Origin of the sequence: Pseudomonas kuykendallii (assembly GCF_900106975.1) — a bacterium.
Taxonomy (GTDB): Bacteria; Pseudomonadota; Gammaproteobacteria; order Pseudomonadales; family Pseudomonadaceae; genus Pseudomonas_O; species Pseudomonas_O kuykendallii.
Genome location: NZ_FNNU01000001.1, coordinates 140565 through 158533 on the forward strand (window position 1 = coordinate 140565; position 17969 = coordinate 158533).

At 68.9% G+C, this 17969-nt stretch carries 17 protein-coding genes; 10 read left to right on the top strand and 7 right to left on the bottom strand.

Annotation, left to right across the window (positions count from 1 at the left end; all coding sequences use genetic code 11):
* Position 1: 1 nt before the first annotated feature.
* From BLV15_RS00615 to mapR, 7 genes are all read left to right on the top strand, one after another.
* Positions 2-556 (top strand): MSMEG_0567/Sll0786 family nitrogen starvation N-acetyltransferase, encoded by a 555-nt coding sequence (locus BLV15_RS00615; RefSeq protein ID WP_090223723.1) that lies wholly within the window; start codon positions 2-4, stop codon positions 554-556.
* Positions 549-1577 (top strand): sll0787 family AIR synthase-like protein, encoded by a 1029-nt coding sequence (locus BLV15_RS00620; protein ID WP_090223725.1) that lies wholly within the window; start codon positions 549-551, stop codon positions 1575-1577. Before BLV15_RS00615 ends, BLV15_RS00620 begins: the two co-directional genes overlap by 8 nt.
* Position 1578: 1 nt before the next feature.
* Positions 1579-1902 carry an MSMEG_0570 family nitrogen starvation response protein gene (locus tag BLV15_RS00625; RefSeq protein WP_090223726.1) on the top strand — a complete coding sequence of 108 codons (324 nt, stop codon included), beginning with the start codon at positions 1579-1581 and terminating at the stop codon, positions 1900-1902.
* Positions 1903-2086: 184 nt separating this feature from the next.
* Complete coding sequence (locus BLV15_RS00630) at positions 2087-3355, top strand: MSMEG_0569 family flavin-dependent oxidoreductase (protein ID WP_090223728.1); 1269 nt, start codon at positions 2087-2089, stop codon at positions 3353-3355.
* Positions 3356-3546: 191 nt separating this feature from the next.
* Positions 3547-4017 carry a nuclear transport factor 2 family protein gene (locus BLV15_RS00635; protein ID WP_090223729.1) on the top strand — a complete coding sequence of 157 codons (471 nt, stop codon included), beginning with the start codon at positions 3547-3549 and terminating at the stop codon, positions 4015-4017.
* A gap of 213 nt (positions 4018-4230) precedes the next feature.
* On the top strand, positions 4231-5643 hold the full coding sequence (gene ccoG / locus BLV15_RS00640) for a cytochrome c oxidase accessory protein CcoG (RefSeq protein ID WP_090223731.1): 1413 nt from the start codon (positions 4231-4233) through the stop codon (positions 5641-5643).
* Between the two features lie 103 nt (positions 5644-5746).
* On the top strand, positions 5747-7168 hold the full coding sequence (mapR, locus tag BLV15_RS00645) for a GntR family transcriptional regulator MpaR (protein ID WP_090225150.1): 1422 nt from the start codon (positions 5747-5749) through the stop codon (positions 7166-7168).
* 126 nt (positions 7169-7294) lie between these two features.
* On the opposite strand, the gene BLV15_RS00650 is transcribed toward mapR, so the two are convergent.
* From BLV15_RS00650 to BLV15_RS00670, 5 genes are all read right to left on the bottom strand, one after another.
* The gene (locus BLV15_RS00650) at positions 7295-7897 is read right to left on the bottom strand and encodes a LysE family translocator (protein WP_090223733.1); all 603 of its coding nucleotides are present in this window, start codon (positions 7895-7897) and stop codon (positions 7295-7297) included.
* A 44-nt stretch (positions 7898-7941) separates the two neighbouring features.
* Complete coding sequence (locus tag BLV15_RS00655; protein ID WP_090223735.1) at positions 7942-8781, bottom strand: AraC family transcriptional regulator; 840 nt, start codon at positions 8779-8781, stop codon at positions 7942-7944.
* Positions 8782-8874: 93 nt separating this feature from the next.
* Positions 8875-10458: a benzoylformate decarboxylase gene (gene mdlC / locus BLV15_RS00660; protein WP_090223737.1), complete on the bottom strand. Its 1584-nt coding sequence runs from the start codon at positions 10456-10458 to the stop codon at positions 8875-8877.
* A gap of 76 nt (positions 10459-10534) precedes the next feature.
* Positions 10535-11599 (bottom strand): YkvI family membrane protein, encoded by a 1065-nt coding sequence (locus BLV15_RS00665; RefSeq protein WP_090223739.1) that lies wholly within the window; start codon positions 11597-11599, stop codon positions 10535-10537.
* 85 nt (positions 11600-11684) lie between these two features.
* Positions 11685-13025 (bottom strand): aspartate aminotransferase family protein, encoded by a 1341-nt coding sequence (locus tag BLV15_RS00670; protein ID WP_090223740.1) that lies wholly within the window; start codon positions 13023-13025, stop codon positions 11685-11687.
* Between the two features lie 185 nt (positions 13026-13210).
* Between BLV15_RS00670 and BLV15_RS00675 the strand changes: the two genes are divergently transcribed.
* Positions 13211-14122, top strand: coding sequence for a LysR family transcriptional regulator (locus BLV15_RS00675; protein WP_090223742.1), 912 nt, complete (start codon positions 13211-13213; stop codon positions 14120-14122).
* Positions 14123-14134: 12 nt separating this feature from the next.
* On the opposite strand, the gene BLV15_RS00680 is transcribed toward BLV15_RS00675, so the two are convergent.
* Positions 14135-15031 (bottom strand): LysR family transcriptional regulator, encoded by an 897-nt coding sequence (locus tag BLV15_RS00680; RefSeq protein ID WP_090223744.1) that lies wholly within the window; start codon positions 15029-15031, stop codon positions 14135-14137.
* A 127-nt stretch (positions 15032-15158) separates the two neighbouring features.
* Between BLV15_RS00680 and BLV15_RS00685 the strand changes: the two genes are divergently transcribed.
* Positions 15159-15902 (top strand): SDR family oxidoreductase, encoded by a 744-nt coding sequence (locus BLV15_RS00685; RefSeq protein ID WP_090223746.1) that lies wholly within the window; start codon positions 15159-15161, stop codon positions 15900-15902.
* 60 nt (positions 15903-15962) lie between these two features.
* Here BLV15_RS00685 and BLV15_RS00690 read toward each other — a convergent pair whose 3' ends face one another.
* The gene (locus tag BLV15_RS00690; protein ID WP_090223748.1) at positions 15963-16913 is read right to left on the bottom strand and encodes an aldo/keto reductase; all 951 of its coding nucleotides are present in this window, start codon (positions 16911-16913) and stop codon (positions 15963-15965) included.
* Positions 16914-17107: 194 nt separating this feature from the next.
* Between BLV15_RS00690 and BLV15_RS00695 the strand changes: the two genes are divergently transcribed.
* The gene (locus BLV15_RS00695; RefSeq protein ID WP_090223749.1) at positions 17108-17902 is read left to right on the top strand and encodes an SDR family NAD(P)-dependent oxidoreductase; all 795 of its coding nucleotides are present in this window, start codon (positions 17108-17110) and stop codon (positions 17900-17902) included.
* Positions 17903-17969: the final 67 nt, after the last annotated feature.

The following is a 17969-nucleotide window of genomic DNA, read 5'->3' on the forward strand; positions in this document are numbered from 1 at the left end:
GATGAACGCCTTCGCCCTGGTCGACGATCAGTTCGCCCCATTCCGCGCCGACGACCTGCTGGTCAAGCCGGCCAGCGAGGCCTGGGAGCGCCGCGCCTACTTCGCCCTGCGCCGCGCGGTGTTTTCCGAAGAGCAGCAACTGCTCGCCCAGGACCGCGACGCCCACGACTTCCAGGCCATCGCCATCGTCGCCCTGGCGAACAACTGCGCGGTGGCCGACCGGGTGATCGGCGCGGTGCGCATCTACCAGCCCGAGCCGGGCCTCTGGTACGGCGGCCGGCTGTGCGTCGAGCGCGCCTATCGCCGCCACGGGCTGATCGGCACGGCGCTGGTCAACGAGGCGGTGTCGCGCGCCATCGAACTGGGCTGCACGCGCTTCCTCGCCACCGTGCAACAGGCCAACGAGACGTACTTCCACGGCCTCCATTGGCACACCCTGGAACACCTGGAACTACTCGGCCAGCCGCATGCGTTGATGCAGGCGGACCTCGGCCGCTACCCGTTCATGCCGCGCCAGGTGTCGCTGCTGCCGCTGAAGGCGCGCCGCCATGACTAACGCCCTGCGCCTGCCGCTGAGCACACCGCTCGAAGCGCTGCTCGACACCCTGCGCGATACCCCGGCGATGCGTGCCAAGCTGGCCATCCAGCGCCCGGCCCGGCAACTGGATGCCCCGCTCGCGGCGAGCCGCGACGCACTCTACGCCCTGCCCGGCGACGACACCGCGGCGATCCGCGTCGGCGACCGTTACCAGTTGCTGGCCATCGAGGGCATGCTGCCGGCCTTCGTCGAGGCCGCGCCCTGGTTCGCCGGCTGGTCGGCGGTGATGGCCAACGTCAGCGACATCACCGCCATGGGCGGGCGCGCCTGCGCGGTGGTCAACGCCTACTGGCATCACGATGCCGACGCCGCCGGCCAGGTGCTCGCCGGCATCCGCGCCGCCTGCGAGGCCTACGGGCTGATCCTCGCCGGCGGCCACACCAGCCAGGCCGGCGGCAACCCGGCGGCGCTGGCGGTGGCGATCACCGGCATCGCGAAGAAGCTGCTCTCGACCCTCCACGTCGCCCCCGGCCAGGTGCTGGCCATGGCGGTCGACCTCGACGGCCGCTGGCACGCCGACGCGCCCTACTGGAAAGCCTTCGAGAACGTCCCCGGCGAACGCCTGCGCGAGCAGTTGGAAGTCATCCCGCGGCTGGCCGAGGCCGGCCTGCTGCTGGCCGCCAAGGACATCAGCAACGCCGGGCTGCTGGGCACCCTGCTGATGCTGCTGGAACCCACCGGCTGCGGTGCCGAGCTGGACCTCGACGCGCTGCCGCGCCCGGCCGACGGCGACCTGCCGCGCTGGCTGCAGGCGTTCCCCAGCTACGGCTACCTGCTCAGCCTCGATGAAGCCGCGTTCCCGGAAGTGCAGGCCGCCTTCGCCTTCCACGGCCTGACCTGCGCGCGCATCGGCCGGATCGACGCCAGCGCGCGCCTGGTCGTGCGCCAGGACGCCGAGCGCAGCGAATTCTGGAACCTCGCGCAGAGGCCCTTCACCGGCCTGCGCTATCCCACCCACACCCCCGCCCAGGAGCACTGACATGCCCGCCGTCAACTTTCGCGTGCGCTGGCCCGATGGCCAGGAAAGCCCCGGTTACTCACCGTCCACGGTGATCTACGAACACCTGCACAGCGGCGTGCCCTACGCCCGAGAGGATTTCCTGCAACGCCTGGAAACCGCGCTGAACGCAGCGTCCGAGCGGGTCAGGGAGGTGAAGGGCTTCTACTGCAGCTCGGCGATGGACACCCTCGCCTCGCTCAAGTACCAGGCCGACCGTCATGGCGAAGGCGCCGTGCAGGTGCTGGAGATGAGCACCGACAGCGAAGGCCGCGTGCTCGGCGGCTGGGGCTCGTTCCCGACCTAACGTTGCCGGCCCCACGCTCGGGGCGAACAGGACCCTGGGTGGATCGGGGCGCGTAGCCGACGCTCTTTCATCCACCGCCGCGTCGATCGGTGGATCGATGAAGCGCGATCCACCCTACAGAAGCCATTCCGGGCGAAAGCCTCACCGGCACACCCATCGACCGACTCATATTCGGAGAAGTACCATGAAAAGCGCCCCTCAACCCCAGCACCACAGCGTCATCATCGTCGGCGGTGGCCAGGCCGGTCTTTCCGCCAGCTACTACCTGCAGCAGCAGGGCATCGATCACCTGCTGCTGGAGAAGCACAGCCTGACCCACGCCTGGCGCACGCAGCGCTGGGACGCCTTCTGCCTGGTCACGCCGAACTGGCAGTGCGCGCTGCCCGGCTACCCGTACCAGGGCGACGACCCGCACGGTTTCATGAAGCGCGAGGAAATCATCGCCTACCTCGACGGCTTCATCGCCTCGGTGAACGCGCCGGTACGCGAGGGCGTCGCGGTGCAGAAGGTCAGCCCGCGGCCGCAGGGCGGCTACAGCGTGCAGACCTCGACCGGCGAGTTCAGCGCCGACGAGGTGATCATCGCCTCGGGTGGCTACCACACGCCGATCATTCCGCGCCTGGCCGAGCGCCTGCCGCCGAGCATCACCCAGATCCACTCCGAGCAGTATCGCAACCCGGCGCAGTTGCCGGCCGGCAAGGTGCTGGTGGTCGGCTCCGGGCAGTCCGGCGCGCAGATCGCCGAGGACCTGCACCTGGCCGGCCGCGAGGTGTTCCTCGCGGTCGGCGATGCGCCGCGCTGCGCCCGCTTCCACCGCGGCCGCGACGTGGTCGACTGGCTGGCGGAGATGGGCTACTACGACATCGGCGTCGACCGCCATCCGTTGCGCGAGGGTGTGCGCGACAACACCAACCACTACGTCACCGGCCGCGACGGCGGGCGCGACATCGACCTGCGCCGCTTCGCCCTCGAAGGCATGCAGCTGTTCGGCGTGCTGCGCGAGCTGGACGGCGACACCCTGCGTTTCTCCACCGACCTCGCGGCCAAGCTGGACGCGGCGGACGCGGTGTACAACCGGATCAATGCCAGCATCGACCAGTACATCGCCGAGAACGCCATCGACGCGCCGCCCGGCGAGGTCTACCAGCCGCTCTGGCAACCGCCCGTGGAGCGCGAAACACTGAACCTGACGGAAGCCGGCATCAGCTGCATCGTCTGGTGCATCGGCTTCGCCCCGGACTTCGCCTACGTCGACGCCGGCGTGTTCAACGGTCGCGGCCATCCGGTCCACGCGCGTGGCGTCAGCGCCCAGCCGGGGCTGTATTTCCTCGGCCTGCCGTGGCTCTACACCTGGGGTTCGGGACGCTTCTCCGGGGTCGCCCGGGATGCCGAGTACCTGGTGGAGCGCATCGCCGAACGGATCGCGCCGCGCAGCCGCGTGGTCAATGCATAGGGTCTGCTGACGTTTCATTGACGGCCGCGCTAGGCCCTGCGGGTTGCGCGAGAAATGTCCCCCGCTGTCGTTGCAGGACTTGGCAAGGGACATCCATTGCCGGCGTCCTGCGCCTAACCAGGGAACATTTCTCGCGGCAACGCGACTCGCCAATCAAACGTCCACAGACCCTATCTGCCCTGGAGCCGACAATGTCCACACAACGCCCGCCGCTGCCGCCGTTCACCCGCGAGAGCGCCCTCGAGAAGGTGCGCCTCGCCGAGGACGGCTGGAACAGCCGCGACCCCGAACGCGTCTCGCTGGCCTACAGCCTCGACACCCGGTGGCGCAACCGCGCCGAATTCGTCCATGACCGCGCCGGGGCGAAAGCCTTCCTCGAGCGCAAATGGGCGAAGGAGCTGGACTACCGGCTGATCAAGGAGCTCTGGGCCTTCGACGGCAACCGTATCGCCGTGCGCTACGCCTACGAATGGCACGACGACTCCGGCAACTGGTTCCGCTCCTACGGCAACGAGAACTGGGAGTTCGACGCCGACGGGCTGATGACGCGGCGTTTCGCCTGCATCAACGACCTGCCGATCCGCGAGGAGCAGCGCCTGTATCGCTGGCCGCTGGGGCGCCGGCCGGACGAGCATCCCGGCCTGTCCGACCTGGGGCTCTGAGCGCGGGCGCGGCCGCCCACTCCGACAGCGCGCGTCGTTCGCGGTGATACTGCCGCTCTGGCCCTGCAGACCCTGCGGCCTTTCGCCACGGGGCCTGCAGCCACCGCGCCGGATCATCTGATCCGCTTTTTTTAGATTTAGCTGAGTCTGTTACCGGCACAGTTCGCCGCCGATCATGGTCGGGCCTGATAAAAAGCCTGATGGGGCGACACCATGACCGACCGTATTCCCGCCCGGATCATCGACAGCATCGATCCGAGCCAGCCAATCCGCCTCACCCCCGCGCAAGCCGGCGGGCCGATCCACACCCGCAGTTTCACCGGCCTGTTCCGCAACCTGCGCCGCTATGGCGCCGGGGCGCTGTTCCTGCTGTTCTTCGGCACCGCCTGGCTCGACTGGGGCGGCCGCCAGGCCGTGCTCTGGGACCTCTCCGGGCGCAAGTTCTACATCTTCGGCGCGACCTTCTGGCCGCAGGACCTGGTGCTGCTCTCGGCGATCCTGATCATCGCCGCCTTCGGCCTGTTCGCCATCACCGTGTTCGCCGGCCGCGTGTGGTGCGGCTACACCTGCCCGCAAAGCGTCTGGACCTGGGTGTTCATGTGGGCGGAGAAGGTCACCGAGGGTGACCGCGGCCAGCGTCTCAAGCTGGATGCCGCGCCCTGGTCGGCGACCAAGCTGCTGCGGCGTGGCGCCAAGCACGCGCTCTGGCTCGCCATCAGCCTGGCCACCGCGCTGGCGTTCGTCGGCTACTTCACGCCAATCCGCGACCTGGTGCGTGAGCTGTTCAGCCTGCAACTGGACCTGACCACCGCCTTCTGGGTCGCCTGCTTCGCCACCGCCACCTATCTCAATGCCGGCTGGCTGCGCGAACAGGTGTGCCTGCACATGTGCCCCTACTCGCGCTTCCAGAGCGTGATGTTCGACGCCGACACCCTGGTGGTGACCTACGACGCCGCCCGTGGCGAGAATCGCGGCCCGCGGCGCAAGGACGTCGACCCGCGCAGCGCCGGGCTGGGCGACTGCATCGACTGCACCATCTGCGTCCAGGTCTGCCCCACCGGCATCGACATCCGTGACGGCCTGCAGCTCGACTGCTTGAGCTGTGGCGCCTGCATCGACGCCTGCGACTCGGTGATGGACAAGATGGGCTATGCCCGCGGCCTGGTGCGCTACAGCTCGGAACGCGCGATGGCGGGCGGCAAGACCCGCCTGCTGCGGCCGCGCCTGATCGGCTACGCGGCGCTGCTGGTGGCGATGATCGGCGCCTTCGTCTGGGCTCTGCAGGTTCGCCCGCTGGTATCGCTGGACGTGACCAAGGACCGCGGCCTGTACCGCGAGAACAGCCTCGGCCAGATCGAGAACATCTACACCCTGAAGCTGATCAACAAGACCCAGCAGGCGCGCCACTACGTCATCGAACTGGCCGAGGAAGGCGACTTCCACTACAGCGGCCAGCGCGAGGTGCTCCTGCAACCGGGGGAGATCGTCGATCTGCCGGTGAGCGTGGCGCTGACCGCGGACACCGCGAACAGCTCGCAGCCACTGACCTTCGCCGTGCAGGACCTCGACGAACCGACGACCCGGATCAGCGCCGCCAGCACCTTCGTCGCGCCGGTCAATCGCTGACCGGTGGCGACAGCCGCGAGGCCGCCGCTCCGACATCCCCGAAGCACCGACAGGTTGAAGTACAGTGTCCAGCACCAGCCCAGCCGCGATGACCCTGTCCACGATGAAGCGCTACGAGAAGTTCGCCGACGAGATCGCCGAATCGATCCGCAACGGCGTGCTCGCCCCCGGCGAGCGCGTCCCCTCGGTGCGACACGCCAGCCGCACCTACGGGGTCAGCCCGTCCACGGTGTTCCAGGCCTACTACCTGCTGGAGGACCGCGGGCTGATCCAGGCGCGGGCGCGTTCCGGCTACTTCGTCCGCGAGCACGCCAAGCACCCGCTGCACGAGCCTGAATCGCCGGTGGAGCGCGGCCCGCGCCAGGCGCAGACCACCGAGGTGGACGTCAGCGAACTGGTGTTCTCGGTGCTCGGCTCGCTGAAGAACCCGGCCACCGTGCCCTTCGGTTCGGCCTTCCCGAGCCCCTACCTGTTCCCCCTCGCGCGGCTGGCCCGATCGATGGCGCAGAGCGTGCGCGACATGCCCCCGCAAGCGGTGATCGCCGACATGACCGCCGGCAATCCCGACCTGCGCCGGCAGATCGCCCTGCGCTACATGGTCGCCGGCGTGCGCCTGCCAATGGACGAACTGGTGATCACCAACGGCGCGATGGAGGCGCTCAACCTCTGCCTGCAGAGCGTGACCCGTCCCGGCGACCTGGTGGCCATCGAGGCGCCGGCGTTCTACGCCACCCTGCAGGTGCTCGAGCGACTCAAGCTCAAGGCGGTGGAGATTCCCGTGCACCCGCGCGAGGGCATCGACCTGGAAAGCCTCGCCGACAGCCTGCAACGCCTGCCGATCAAGGCCTGCTGGTTCATGAGCAGCCTGCAGAACCCGCTCGGCGCGAGCATGAGCGAGGACAAGAAGCGCGCCCTCTACGAACTGCTGCACGGCCATCAGGTGCCGCTGATCGAGGACGACGTCTACGCCGAGCTGTACTACGGCACGCAGCCGCCAAAACCGGTGAAGAGCTTCGACCGCGACGGCCTGGTGATGCACTGCGGCTCGTTCTCCAAGAGCCTGGCGCCGGGCTACCGGGTCGGCTGGGTGGCGGGTGGGCGCTACGCCGAACAGATCAGCCGGCTCAAGCTGATGACCACCATCTCGCCCTCGGTGCCGGCCCAGGCGGCGATCGCCGACTACCTGCAACACGGCGGCTACGACCGTCACCTGCGCAAGCTGCGCCATGCACTGGAAATGCAGCAGGGCGCGATGCTCGCCTCCGCCGCCCGGCATTTCCCTGCGAGCACGAGGGTGACGCGGCCCACCGGCGGCTACTTCCTGTGGTTTGAGTTTCCCGAGCGGGTCGACTCGCTGCAGCTGTTCCAGCTGGCCCTCGCCCAGGGCATCAGCCTGGCGCCGGGGCCGATCTTTTCCGCCACCCGCCGCTTCGGCAACTGCGCCCGCCTCAACCACGGCCACCCGTGGGACGCCGGCAGCGAACGGGCGATGGAAACCCTCGGGCTGATCCTGGCGACCTTCTGAGTGACGCCAGGGCTTCAGCTTCACCAAACGCCTGGCGCAAACCCGCTCCCGTAGGGTGCGCCGCGCGCACCGAGCCGCAACGCCAGGGCTTCGGCTTCACCGAGGGGAAGGTGCGCATGGCGCACCCTACAGGAGCAGGCCCAGCCAGGCGGAAACCAGCAGCAACAGCCCCATCGCCTGGTTGAAGCGGCGCAGTGCGGTGGACGAGCGCAGCAGCCGCGCGCTGCCGACGCCCAGACAGGCCCAGGCGGCCAGGCAGGGCAGCGAGACGACGAAGAAGATCGCCGCCAGTTGCAGCGTGCGCAGCCCCTGGTCCGGGCCGTGGCCGGCGAACACGCCGAGCACCGCCAGGGCCATCATCCAGGTCTTCGGGTTGACCAGTTGCAGGCTCGCCGCGGCAAACAGGCCGAAGCGCCCCGGCATGGCGCCCGGCGCGCCGAGGTCCGGGGGCGGGCTGCGGAAGATCTTCCAGGCCAGGTAGCTGAGCCAGGCGATGCCCGCCGCGTTCATCGCCAGTTGCACCTGCGGCAGGCGCGCCAGCAGGTCGCCGAACCCGCTGCCCACCAGCAGCACGATGGCCGCCGCGGCGGCGCAGGCGCCGAACACCGCCGGCAGGCTGGCGAGCAGGCCGTGGCGCGCGCCGTTGTTCAACACCAGCAGGTTGGTCGGGCCGGGCGTGATCGAGGCGACCAGTGCAAACAGCACGAAGGGCAAGAAGGACGCGGACATGGGCAGCTCCTGAAGAAGGGCAGCCCAGCATGTCGCGGCTGGATTCAGCGGTCTGGACGATTCGTGCAGCGTGTGCGGTAGTCCGCCGGGGTCAGCGCGTAGGCGCGGCGGAACCAGCGGCCGAGGTGGCTCTGGTCGGCGAAGCCCAGCGTCGCGGCGACCAGCGCCGGCGTCTCGCCCCGCGCCAGCAGGCGGCGCGCGCGGGTCAGGCGCAGCTGGATCAGGTAGGCGTGCGGCGGCAGGCCATAAGCGGCCTTGAAGGCGCGGGTCAGGCGATAGCGGTCGACCCCGGCGATCTGCGCCAGCTGGTCCATGCCCAGGTCCTGCTCCAGGTGCGCGTGCAGGTAATCGCGCGCCCGCTGCGCCGCGCGCGGCAGGCGTGGGTCGCAGGCCGGCATCCGCGTGCGCCAGGTGAGATGGCGGGTCAGGCGCTCCAGCAGCAGGTCCAGCGCCGCCTGGCGGGCAATGCGGATGTCCCGGCCGTGGAGCATGGCGAAGGCGCTGGCGGTGGCGCCGGCCAGCTGCGGGTCCTCGGCGAGAACCTGGGCGAAACTCAGCTGGGCATGTTCCGGCGCCTGCTCGAACAGCCCGCACAACTCGCGCTCCAGCCAGTGCGGGTCGAGGTAGAGCATGCGGTAGGTGAACCCTTCAGCCGTCGGCGCATGGCCGTCATGGATGTCGCCGGGTTCGAGCAGGAACACCTGCCCCGGCGTGCTCGAACGCCGCGCGCCACGGCAATGGAACTGCTGCACGCCCTGCTCGGTGAAACCGACCAGGTAGCTGTCGTGCCAGTGCGGATCGTAGGCATGGCCCTCGAAATGCGCCCGGATGGTCTCGATGCCGGTGTCACCGTCCTGCAGCAGTTCCACCCAATTGTTGTTCATGCCTGCCTCCCGCGTCGCCACTCATTATCGGCAGCGACGCGGTGCCAGGCTATCGCTGCGCGAACCGATGGTCTGGAAGATTTGTGCAGCGTCTCAGCCGAAACGCGTGCTCACCTCGATCAGCATCGGCTCGCCGGCCTCCAGCGCCGCGCGCAACGCATCGCGCAGGCCGGCGGCATCGCTGGCCTTCAGCGCGCGCATGCCATAGCCGGCCGCCAGGGCACAGAAGTCGATGCCCGGCACATCGAGGCCCGGCACCTGTTCGGCGCGCAATTGCCCGGCGAACCAGCGCAGCGCGCCGTAGGTGCCGTTGTTGAGGATCACGAAGATCGCCGGAATCCGGTACTGCACGGCGGTCCACAGTCCGGTGATGGCGTAGTTCGCCGAGCCGTCGCCGATCAGGCCGATCACCTGGCGCTGCGGCAGCGCCAGCTGCGCGCCGATCGCCGCGGCGATGCCGAAGCCTAGCCCGCCCGCGGCGGGGAAGAAGTAGCTGCGCGGGTGGCGCATCGGCAGTCGCTGCCAGAGCGCGGCGGTGGTCGAGGTGGACTCGTTGACGTACACCGCATCGGCCGGCGCCAGCTCGGCGACGATGTCGAAGACCTGCTCCGGCGCCATGCCGCCGGGCGCATCGCCGGTCAACGCCGGCGGCGCGGGCAAGGCCTGCGGGGCGGGCCGCGAACTGGCCGGGAGCAGCGCGAGCAGCGCTTCCAGGCTCAGTTGCGGATCACCGAGGATCGCCTCGCCCATCAGCGGCCGGCTGGCCTCCAGCGGATCGTCGAGGATCGCCACCAGCGCGGCACCGGCCGGCAGGCAGGCGCCGGGATCGAACTGGTGGTAACGGAACACCGGGGCGCCGATCACCAGGATCAGGTCGTGGCCTTCGAGCAGCCGGGCGATGCTGGCCATGCCGGCCGGCAGCAGACCGCGGAAGCCCGGATGGGTGGTGGGGAACGGGCAGCGCGGGATCGACGGCGCAGCCCACACCGGCAGCCGCTGGCGGTCCGCCAGCGCCACCGCGGCGGCGTAGGCGCCGGGCGTATCGACCTCGGCGCCGAGAATCAACACCGGATTGCGCGCGCCATGCAGGCGCTCGGCGAGTTCGGCGATCAGTGCCGCCGGCGGCTGGGCGCGGCCATGCACGCGGCGCTCGACCAGGTGCGCGGCCTGCTCGGCGGCGGGACGGTCCCAGTCGTCGTAGGGAATCGACAGGTACACCGGGCCGGCCGGCGGCAGCGCGGCGAGGTGGATCGCCTGGGAGAAGGCGCGCGGCACGTCGCCGGCGCTGGCCGGCTCGTGGCTCCACTTGACCAGCGGACGCGGCAGCAACGCCGCGTCGACGTTGGTCAACAGCGGCTCGACGCCGATGCTCTCGCGCACCTGCTGGCCGGCGGTGACCACCAGCGGCGAGTGCGCGCTCAGCGCGTTGGTCAGCGCGCCCATGGCGTTGCCGGTGCCGGCGGCCGCGTGCAGGTTGACCAGCGCCGGCTGGCCGCTGGCCTGCGCGTAACCGTCGGCGATGCCGAGCACCACCGCTTCCTGCAGCGCCAGGATGTAGCGGAAGTCCTCTGGAAAATTCTTCAGGAACGGCAGCTCGTTGGAGCCGGGATTGCCGAACACCGTGGTCAGACCGTGGTGACGGAGCAGGTCGTAGGTGGCGGAATGAACGCTGGGCATGGAGCGAAAACCTGGAAAGCGAAAAAAGCAGCCGGGCCGGCCTTGACCGGCACCGGGCGTTGAGAAAAGGCGTGGATCAGGCCGGCTGTGCCGCCGGTTGCTGGCGACGGTTGCGCACCCAGGCGACGATGATCGCGGCCATCAGCACGAAACCCAGGTAACCCATCGCCGGGTAGACGATGCCGACCAGCTTGACGAAGCCGAACAGGCTGCCGGCGAAGGCCAGCGCCACGCTGACCGCCACCGAGGTCTTGAACGGCAGTCCGTAGGCCTCGGCGCGGGCGGCCAGGGCGTAGGTCAGACCGACCGTGGTGCAGTACAGCTTGACCAGCAGCAGCACCAGCATCACGTCGCCGAACCAGGACGACAGCAGGTTGCTGAGGAACAGCGTGGGAATCGCGCTGCCGGCGACCACGTCGATCTTCGCCATCATCACCACGGTCATCACCATGATCAGCGCGCCGATGCCGACGCCACCGAGAATCCCGCCGATGCCGGCCTTGCGCGTGTCGCCGACGCTGCTGCCGATCACCACCAGCACCGCAGCGGTGCCGGCGATGTTGTAGGAGACGTAGAGCAGCGCGCTGAGCAGCCAGTGGCCGGCCGCCTGCGGCTGGGCCAGGGCGATCGGTTCCAGTTCGCCGAACGGCTTGTCCATGCTGGTCAGCGCGTACACCGCGATGATCGCCACGATTACCATCAGCACCGGAGTGATCAGGCTCATCAGGGTGATGACCTTCTTCAGCCCGAGGCACACGGTGACCACCGTCAGCACGCTGAGGATCGCGCCGCCGATGTAGTGGGACACACCGAGCTGCTGCTCGAACGAGGAGCCGGCGCCAGCGAGCATCACCACCACGCTGCCGAACAGGAAGAAGGTCAGCATCACGTCGACCACCTTGCCCAGGTGGCGCCCGCAGATGTACTCGATGGCTTCCTTGTGCGAGCCGGTGCGCAGGCGACTGCCGATCTGGTAGAGGTTCATCACCAGGAAGGCCAGCAGTGCGGTGGCGACCACCCCGCCGAGCAGGCCGGCCCAGCCGAAGCTGGTGAAGAACTGCAGGATTTCCTGGCCGGAGGCGAAGCCGACACCGACCATCAGGCCGATGAAGGCCCCGCCGAGTTTGAGACTGGTGTTCATGTGAGTTCCCCGAAAGCGAAAGTGTTGGAGGCAGCACGGCCCGCCGCGAGAGGCCGCGGGCAGCGTTGCGGGCGGTGGCGGCAGATCAGGCGGCGGGCGTGTCCAGCAGGCCTTCGTCGGCGAGCCGGTCGAGCACGCGGTCGAAGGTCTCGACCAATTGCTCGATGTGGCCCTCGTCGTGCTGGAAGGAGAGGAACACCGATCCCCGTCCGCCGATGTCCACGCCTTCGAGGATCAACGCCATGCGCATGGCGGCGATCATCTTCGGCGAGGGTCTGGCGAACTCGCCGCGGGTGATCCGCGACGGATCGCTCTCATGGGGTGACGCGCCGGGCATCAGGTGGAAGCCGGAAAAACGTCCGTAGGCCAGCCAGTCGAGGCCCTTGCGCGCGAACAGCGCGTTCATCGATTGCCGGGCGTGCTCGCCGAGCGCATTGATGCGCGCGCAAACGTCCCGTTCGACGATTTCGTCGATGGTGGCGATGGCCGCGGCGGCGGTCACCGGGTTGCCGGTGAAGGTGCCCTGGTGCAGCACCTTGTGCGCCGAATCCCGCGCCAGCACCGCCATCACCTCCTCGCGGCCGCCGACCATGCCGCCGGGCAGACCGCCGGCGGCGGCCTTGGCCAGGCAGGTGAGGTCCGGCTTCAGGCCGAGCAGGCCCTGCATGCCGTGGTTGCCGACGCGGAAGCCGGAAATCACCTCGTCGAGGATGAACAGCGCGCCCTGGCGGCGAGCCAGCTCGGCGCCGGCCTGGAGGAACTCGTCGGAAACCGGGGTGACGCCGAAGTGCGAGCCGACCGGCTCGGCGATCATCGCGGCGATGTCGGCGCCGTGCGCTTCGAAGGCGGCGGCGAGGCCGGCGAAGTCGTCCGGGCGGATCAGCAGCGTGTGACTGGCGATCTCCTCCAGCACGCCGGGCGCCGGCTGGCCGTCGAAGTGGCTGTTGTAGCCGGAGGCGGAGAAGTCGTGCCAGCCGTGGTAGTGGGTGGCGATGCGCAGGATCTTGCGGCGCCCGGTGTAGGCCCGCGCCATGCGCAACGCCAGCAGGGTCGCCTCGGTGCCGCTGCCGGCGAAGCGAACCTTCTCGACACCGGGAATCTGCCGGACGATACGTTCGGCCCAACGCACTTCCATCGGGTGGCTGGCGGCGTACTGCACGCCGTGGGACAACGCCTCGGCGATCGCTGCGTTGACCTTGGGGTAGCCATGGCCGAGGACCAGCGAGCCGTGGCCGCCGAAGAAATCCAGGTAGGCGTTACCGTCGACATCGGTCTTGTAGGTGCCCTGGGCGTGGCTGATGTACAGGCCATGCGGTTCGAACACGCGGGTGTCGGCGGTCACGCCGTCCGGCATCACGGCACGGGCGCGCTCCGCCCAGCGGGCGGAACCGACGGTTTTGCGTTTATAGTCATCGAAAATAGACATGCGGACTCCCCAGGCGGACAGCAGGTAAATAAGGTCTAGGGCAGTCGAAACGAAAAGGCGAAGCTTGAATTCCGTGGGGTCTGCGCCCCTTGGTTGATACGAATCTTAGGTAGACCGCGGGCCTCGAACAATGCCCCCAAAAGCGGATTACCGTTGCCATCTGGTCAACGAAAGGAGAACCCCTCGTGGAGCAACAAGGTTTCCAGCGCATCCGCTATCTCGCCGCTGCACTGCGCCACGGCTCGATGCGCGCCGCCGCCGACAGCCTGGACATCGCACCCTCGGTGGTCAGCCGGCAGATCGCCCTGCTGGAGAAGGAGCTGGGCCTGACCCTGCTGGAGAAGAACGGGCGCAAGGGCGTGAGCGGCTCGGAGGCGGCGCAGGTGCTGCTGGAATGCCACGAGGAACAGCAGGCCAGCGTCGACCATGCGCTGACCCGCCTGGACAACCTGCGCACGCGCATGGACGACTCGCTGCGGGTGGTCGCCAGCGAGGGCTTCCTGCCGGCGCTGAGCGGTGCGCTGGGCTCGCTGCTGGCGCGTGCGCAGTCGCCACTGACGCTGGATTTCATGAGCGTGCCGGAGCTGACCCGCGAACTGCTGGAAGAACGCGCGCACTTCGCCCTGGTGTTCGCGCCGATGACCAATCCGGAACTGGAAGTGATCGCCCACGCGCACCAGCCGCTGCACCTGATCGTTCCCGCCGGGCACGAACTGGCGCTGCGCGGCGAGCCGGTGGACTTCCCCACCATCGCCCGCTATCCGCTGGCGCTGACCTCGCCAAGCATCGGCATCCGCCAACTGGTGCGGCGCGTGGAAACCTACGAGAAGGTCAGCCTGCGCCCGGAGCTGACCACCACCTCGCTGGAAATCATCAAGACCTACGTACTCTCCGGATGCGGCATCAGCCTGCTGCCGCGGTTCGCCGTCGCCGAGGAAGTGCGCGCCGGGCAGGTCGTCGCGCTGCCGGTGGCGAACGCCACCTTCCTTTCCTCCGAGGCCTGCATCCTGATGCGCCGCGGCCAGCGCCTGTCCAGGGCCGGGCGCGAAATGCTCGAGCACCTGCGCCGTTCGCTGACGATCTTCGAGGCGAGCTGAGCGAGTACCACTTCAGCCCGGCACCTGCTCGCGGAACACACCCGTCAGCCAGTCGACGAACACCCGCACACGCGGTGACATGTGGCGGTTCTGCGGGTAGAGCAGCGAGACCGGCATCGGCGGCGGAGGGAATTGCGGCAGCACCTCGCACATCAGGCCCTGCTCGAGCTGCGCGGCGAAGCGGTAGCGCGGCGCCTGCACCAGGCCGAGGCCGGCGAGCGCCGAGGCGGCGTAGATCTCCACGCCGAACACGGTCAGCGCGCCCTGGATCTCCACCTCGCGCACCTCGCCGTCGACGCTGAACTCGAACGGGAAGAAGCGTCCGCTGCACTTCGACACGTAGTTCACCGCGCGGTGTTCGGCGAGGTCTTCCAGGCGCTGCGGCGTGCCATAGCGGCTCAGGTACGCCGGGCTGGCGGCGGTGATTTGCGCCAGGTTCGCCACGCGCCGGCCGATCAGCGAGGAATCTCCCAGGGTGCCGGAGCGCAGCACGCAGTCGACCCCCTCCTCGATCAGGTCGACGAAGCGGTCGGCCTCGCTCAGCGACAGCTCGATCTCCGGGTAGCGGGCGAGGAACTCGGGCAGCGCCGGGACCACGAAATGCCGCGCCAGGGTGCCGTTCAGATCGACGCGCAAGCGTCCCTTGGGCGCCACGCTGCGAAAGGCGTGCTCGGCCTCCTCCAGTTGCGCGAGCAGGTGCACGCAACGTTCGTGGTAGGCCTCGCCATCCAGCGTCGGCCGCACCCGCCGCGTGCTGCGCTCCAGCAACCGGGTGCCGAGGCGCGCTTCCAGTTGGTTGATCACGTGGGTCAGCGTGGCGCGGGGCATCTGCAGGTCTTCGGCGGCCAGCGTGAAGCTGTTGCGTTCGAAGACCCTCACGAAGACCTTCATGGCCCTGACCTGATCCATGGAGCAGCCCCTCGATTGTTGGCGATCGTTGAATGGTAACGCCAATTCCCGCGTATTTATCCCCGGCAGTGAGCATGTGAACCTGTGCCTTACGCAAACGGCCCCTCACTTTCTTCGGAGATTGCCCATGAACCGCCAGACCCCATCACCCGTCGCCATCGTCACCGGCGCCTCCCGCGGCATCGGTGCCGAGATCGCCCGGCGCCTTGCCGCCGATGGCTACGCGGTCGCCGTGAACTACGCCAGCAGCGCCAGCGAGGCGGACCTCGTGGTGGCGCAGATCGTCGCCGATGGCGGCCGCGCCGTCGCGGTCAAGGCCGACGTCGCCAGCGCCGGGGACGTGCGCCGGCTGTTCGAAGAAACCGAGGCCAGCCTCGGCCGCGTCGACGTATTGGTGAACAACGCCGGCATCCTCAAGACCGCGCCGCTGGCCGAACACGACGACGAACTCTTCGAGCGGACCTTCGCAATCAACACCCGCGGCACCTTCAATACCCTGCGCGAGGCCGCGGCGCGGATGAACGACGGCAGCCGCATCGTCAACTTCTCGAGCACCGCGCTGGCCCTGAAACTGCCGGGCTACGCCATCTACAACGCCAGCAAGGCCGCTGTGGAAGCCTTCACCGCGGTGTTCGCCAAGGAGCTGCGCGGGCGCAACATCCGCGTCAATGCGGTCGCCCCGGGGCCGGTCGCCACCGAGCTGTTCCTCGACGGCAAGAGCGAGGAACAGATCCGCCAGTTCGCCCGGATGCCGCCGCTGGAGCGCCTCGGCGAGCCGCACGACATCGCCGCCGTGGTGGCCTTCCTCGCAGGCACGCAGTCGGGCTGGATCAATGGGCAAGTCCTGCGCGCCAACGGCGGACTGGCCTGAGTCGCAGCGCTGCGTGTGGGCGGCAGCGCCTCGCCGGGGCGGAACCGCCCTCCCCGGCGGTCAGGCGCCGGTGGCGTTCAGGATCGCCATGTCTTCCCCGTCCAGCGTCAGGCTGACCGCCTTGACCAGGCTGTCCAGCTGGCTGCGCCTGGTCGCGCTGGCGATCGGCGCGGTAACCCCGGGCGTGGCGATGAGCCAGGCCAGGGCGACCTCGGCCGGCGTCGCCCGGTGCTTGTCGGCAACCCCGTCGAGCGCGGAAAGAATGCGCTGGCCGCGAGCGTCGAGGTACTTCTCGATGTCCTCGCCGCGCGGGCTCTTGTCGAGGTCGGCCGTGGAGCGGTACTTGCCGGAGAGGAAGCCGGAGGCGAGGCTGTAATAGGTGATGACGCCAAGGTCTTCCTCGATCGCCAGGTCGCGCAGGGCGCCCTCGTAGCCGCTGCGGTCATAGAGGTTGTACTCCGGCTGCAACGTGGCGTAGCGCGGCAGGCCGCTGGCCGCGCTGACGTCGAGGGCCTGGCGCAACTGGCCGGCGTCGTGGTTGGAAGCGCCGATGGCGCGCACCTTGCCCTGCTCGATGAGGCGCTGGTAGACGCCGAGGGTTTCCTCCAGCGGCACCTCGGGATCGAACAGGTGCGACTGGTACAGGTCGATGGTTTCCACCTGCAGCCGCCGCAGCGAATCCTCCACCGCCCGCTCGATCCAGCGCTTGGAAAGCCCCTTGCGGTCGGCGCCCAGTTCCATGCCCACCTTGGTCAGGATCAGCACCTTGTCGCGCTTGCCCGGATTGGCCTTGAGCCAGTTGCCGATGATGGTTTCCGACTCGCCGCCCTGGTTGCCGTCGGCCCACACCGAGTACATGTCGGCGGTATCGATGGCGTTGAGGCCGGCGTCGACGAAGGCGTCGAGCAGCTCGAAGCTGGTCTTCTCGTCGATGGTCCAGCCGAACACGTTGCCGCCGAACACCAGCGGGGCGATTTCCAGGCTGGAATGGCCGAGAGGACGTTTGTTCATCGTTGGACTCCTTGGAAGAAAGGAAGGAACCGCGCACGGCCGGCGGGTCTCTGAACTAGGTTCGAGCCGAGGATAGCGCAAAGATTCTCTCGCCCGGCCGAAGGACGCCTTCGGCCATCCCGGCACTTTCCACGGCGAGGCGCCGGGCATGTTCTGCCGCCGCGGCTCCGCGCCCAGCCATGAGGAGAAGCAGCATGCACATCGATCTTTCGGGCAAACAGGCGGTGGTCAGTGGGTCCACCGGTGGCATCGGGCTGGCCATCGTCGAGGGCCTGGCTGCCGCCGGCGCCCGCGTGGTGGTCAACGGCCGCCATGCGGACAAGGTGGAACAGGCGATCGCCAGGGTCCGCGAGAAATACCCGCAGGCCGACCTGCTCGGTTTCGTCGGCGACCTCGGCAGCGCGGAGGGCTGCGCGGCCCTGCTGGAGAAGCATCCGCACTGCGACATCCTTGTGAACAACCTGGGCGTCTACGGCCCGCAGGACTTCTTCGAGATTCCCGATGACGAATGGACGCGCTTCTTCGAGACCAACGTGATGTCCGGCGTGCGCCTGGCCCGCAGCTACGTTCCGGGCATGGCCGAGCGCGGCTGGGGCCGGGTGGTGTTCCTGTCCTCGGAATCGGCGCAGAACATCCCGGCGGACATGATCCACTACGGCTTCAGCAAGACCGCGCTGCTGTCGATTTCCCGCGGGCTGGCCAAGCGCATGGCCGGCAGCGGGGTGACGGTGAACGCGGTGCTGCCGGGGCCGACGCTGTCCGAGGGGGTGGGCGAGATGCTCGCCGAGCAGGTCGAGGAGACCGGCAAGTCGCTGGAGGAAGTCGGCGCCGAGTTCGTCCGCACCCAGCGGCCGTCGTCGATCATCCAGCGCCTGGCGACGGTGGAGGAAGTCGCCAACCTGGTCGTCTACACCTGCTCCACCCAGGCCTCGGCCACCAGCGGCGCGGCGCTGCGCGTGGATGGCGGCGTGATCGACGCGCTGGTCTGAGGCGGGTTGCCGATGAACGATCGCCCGCAGCCACCACCGGCGCTGGCCGTGGCTGACGTAGGGTGCG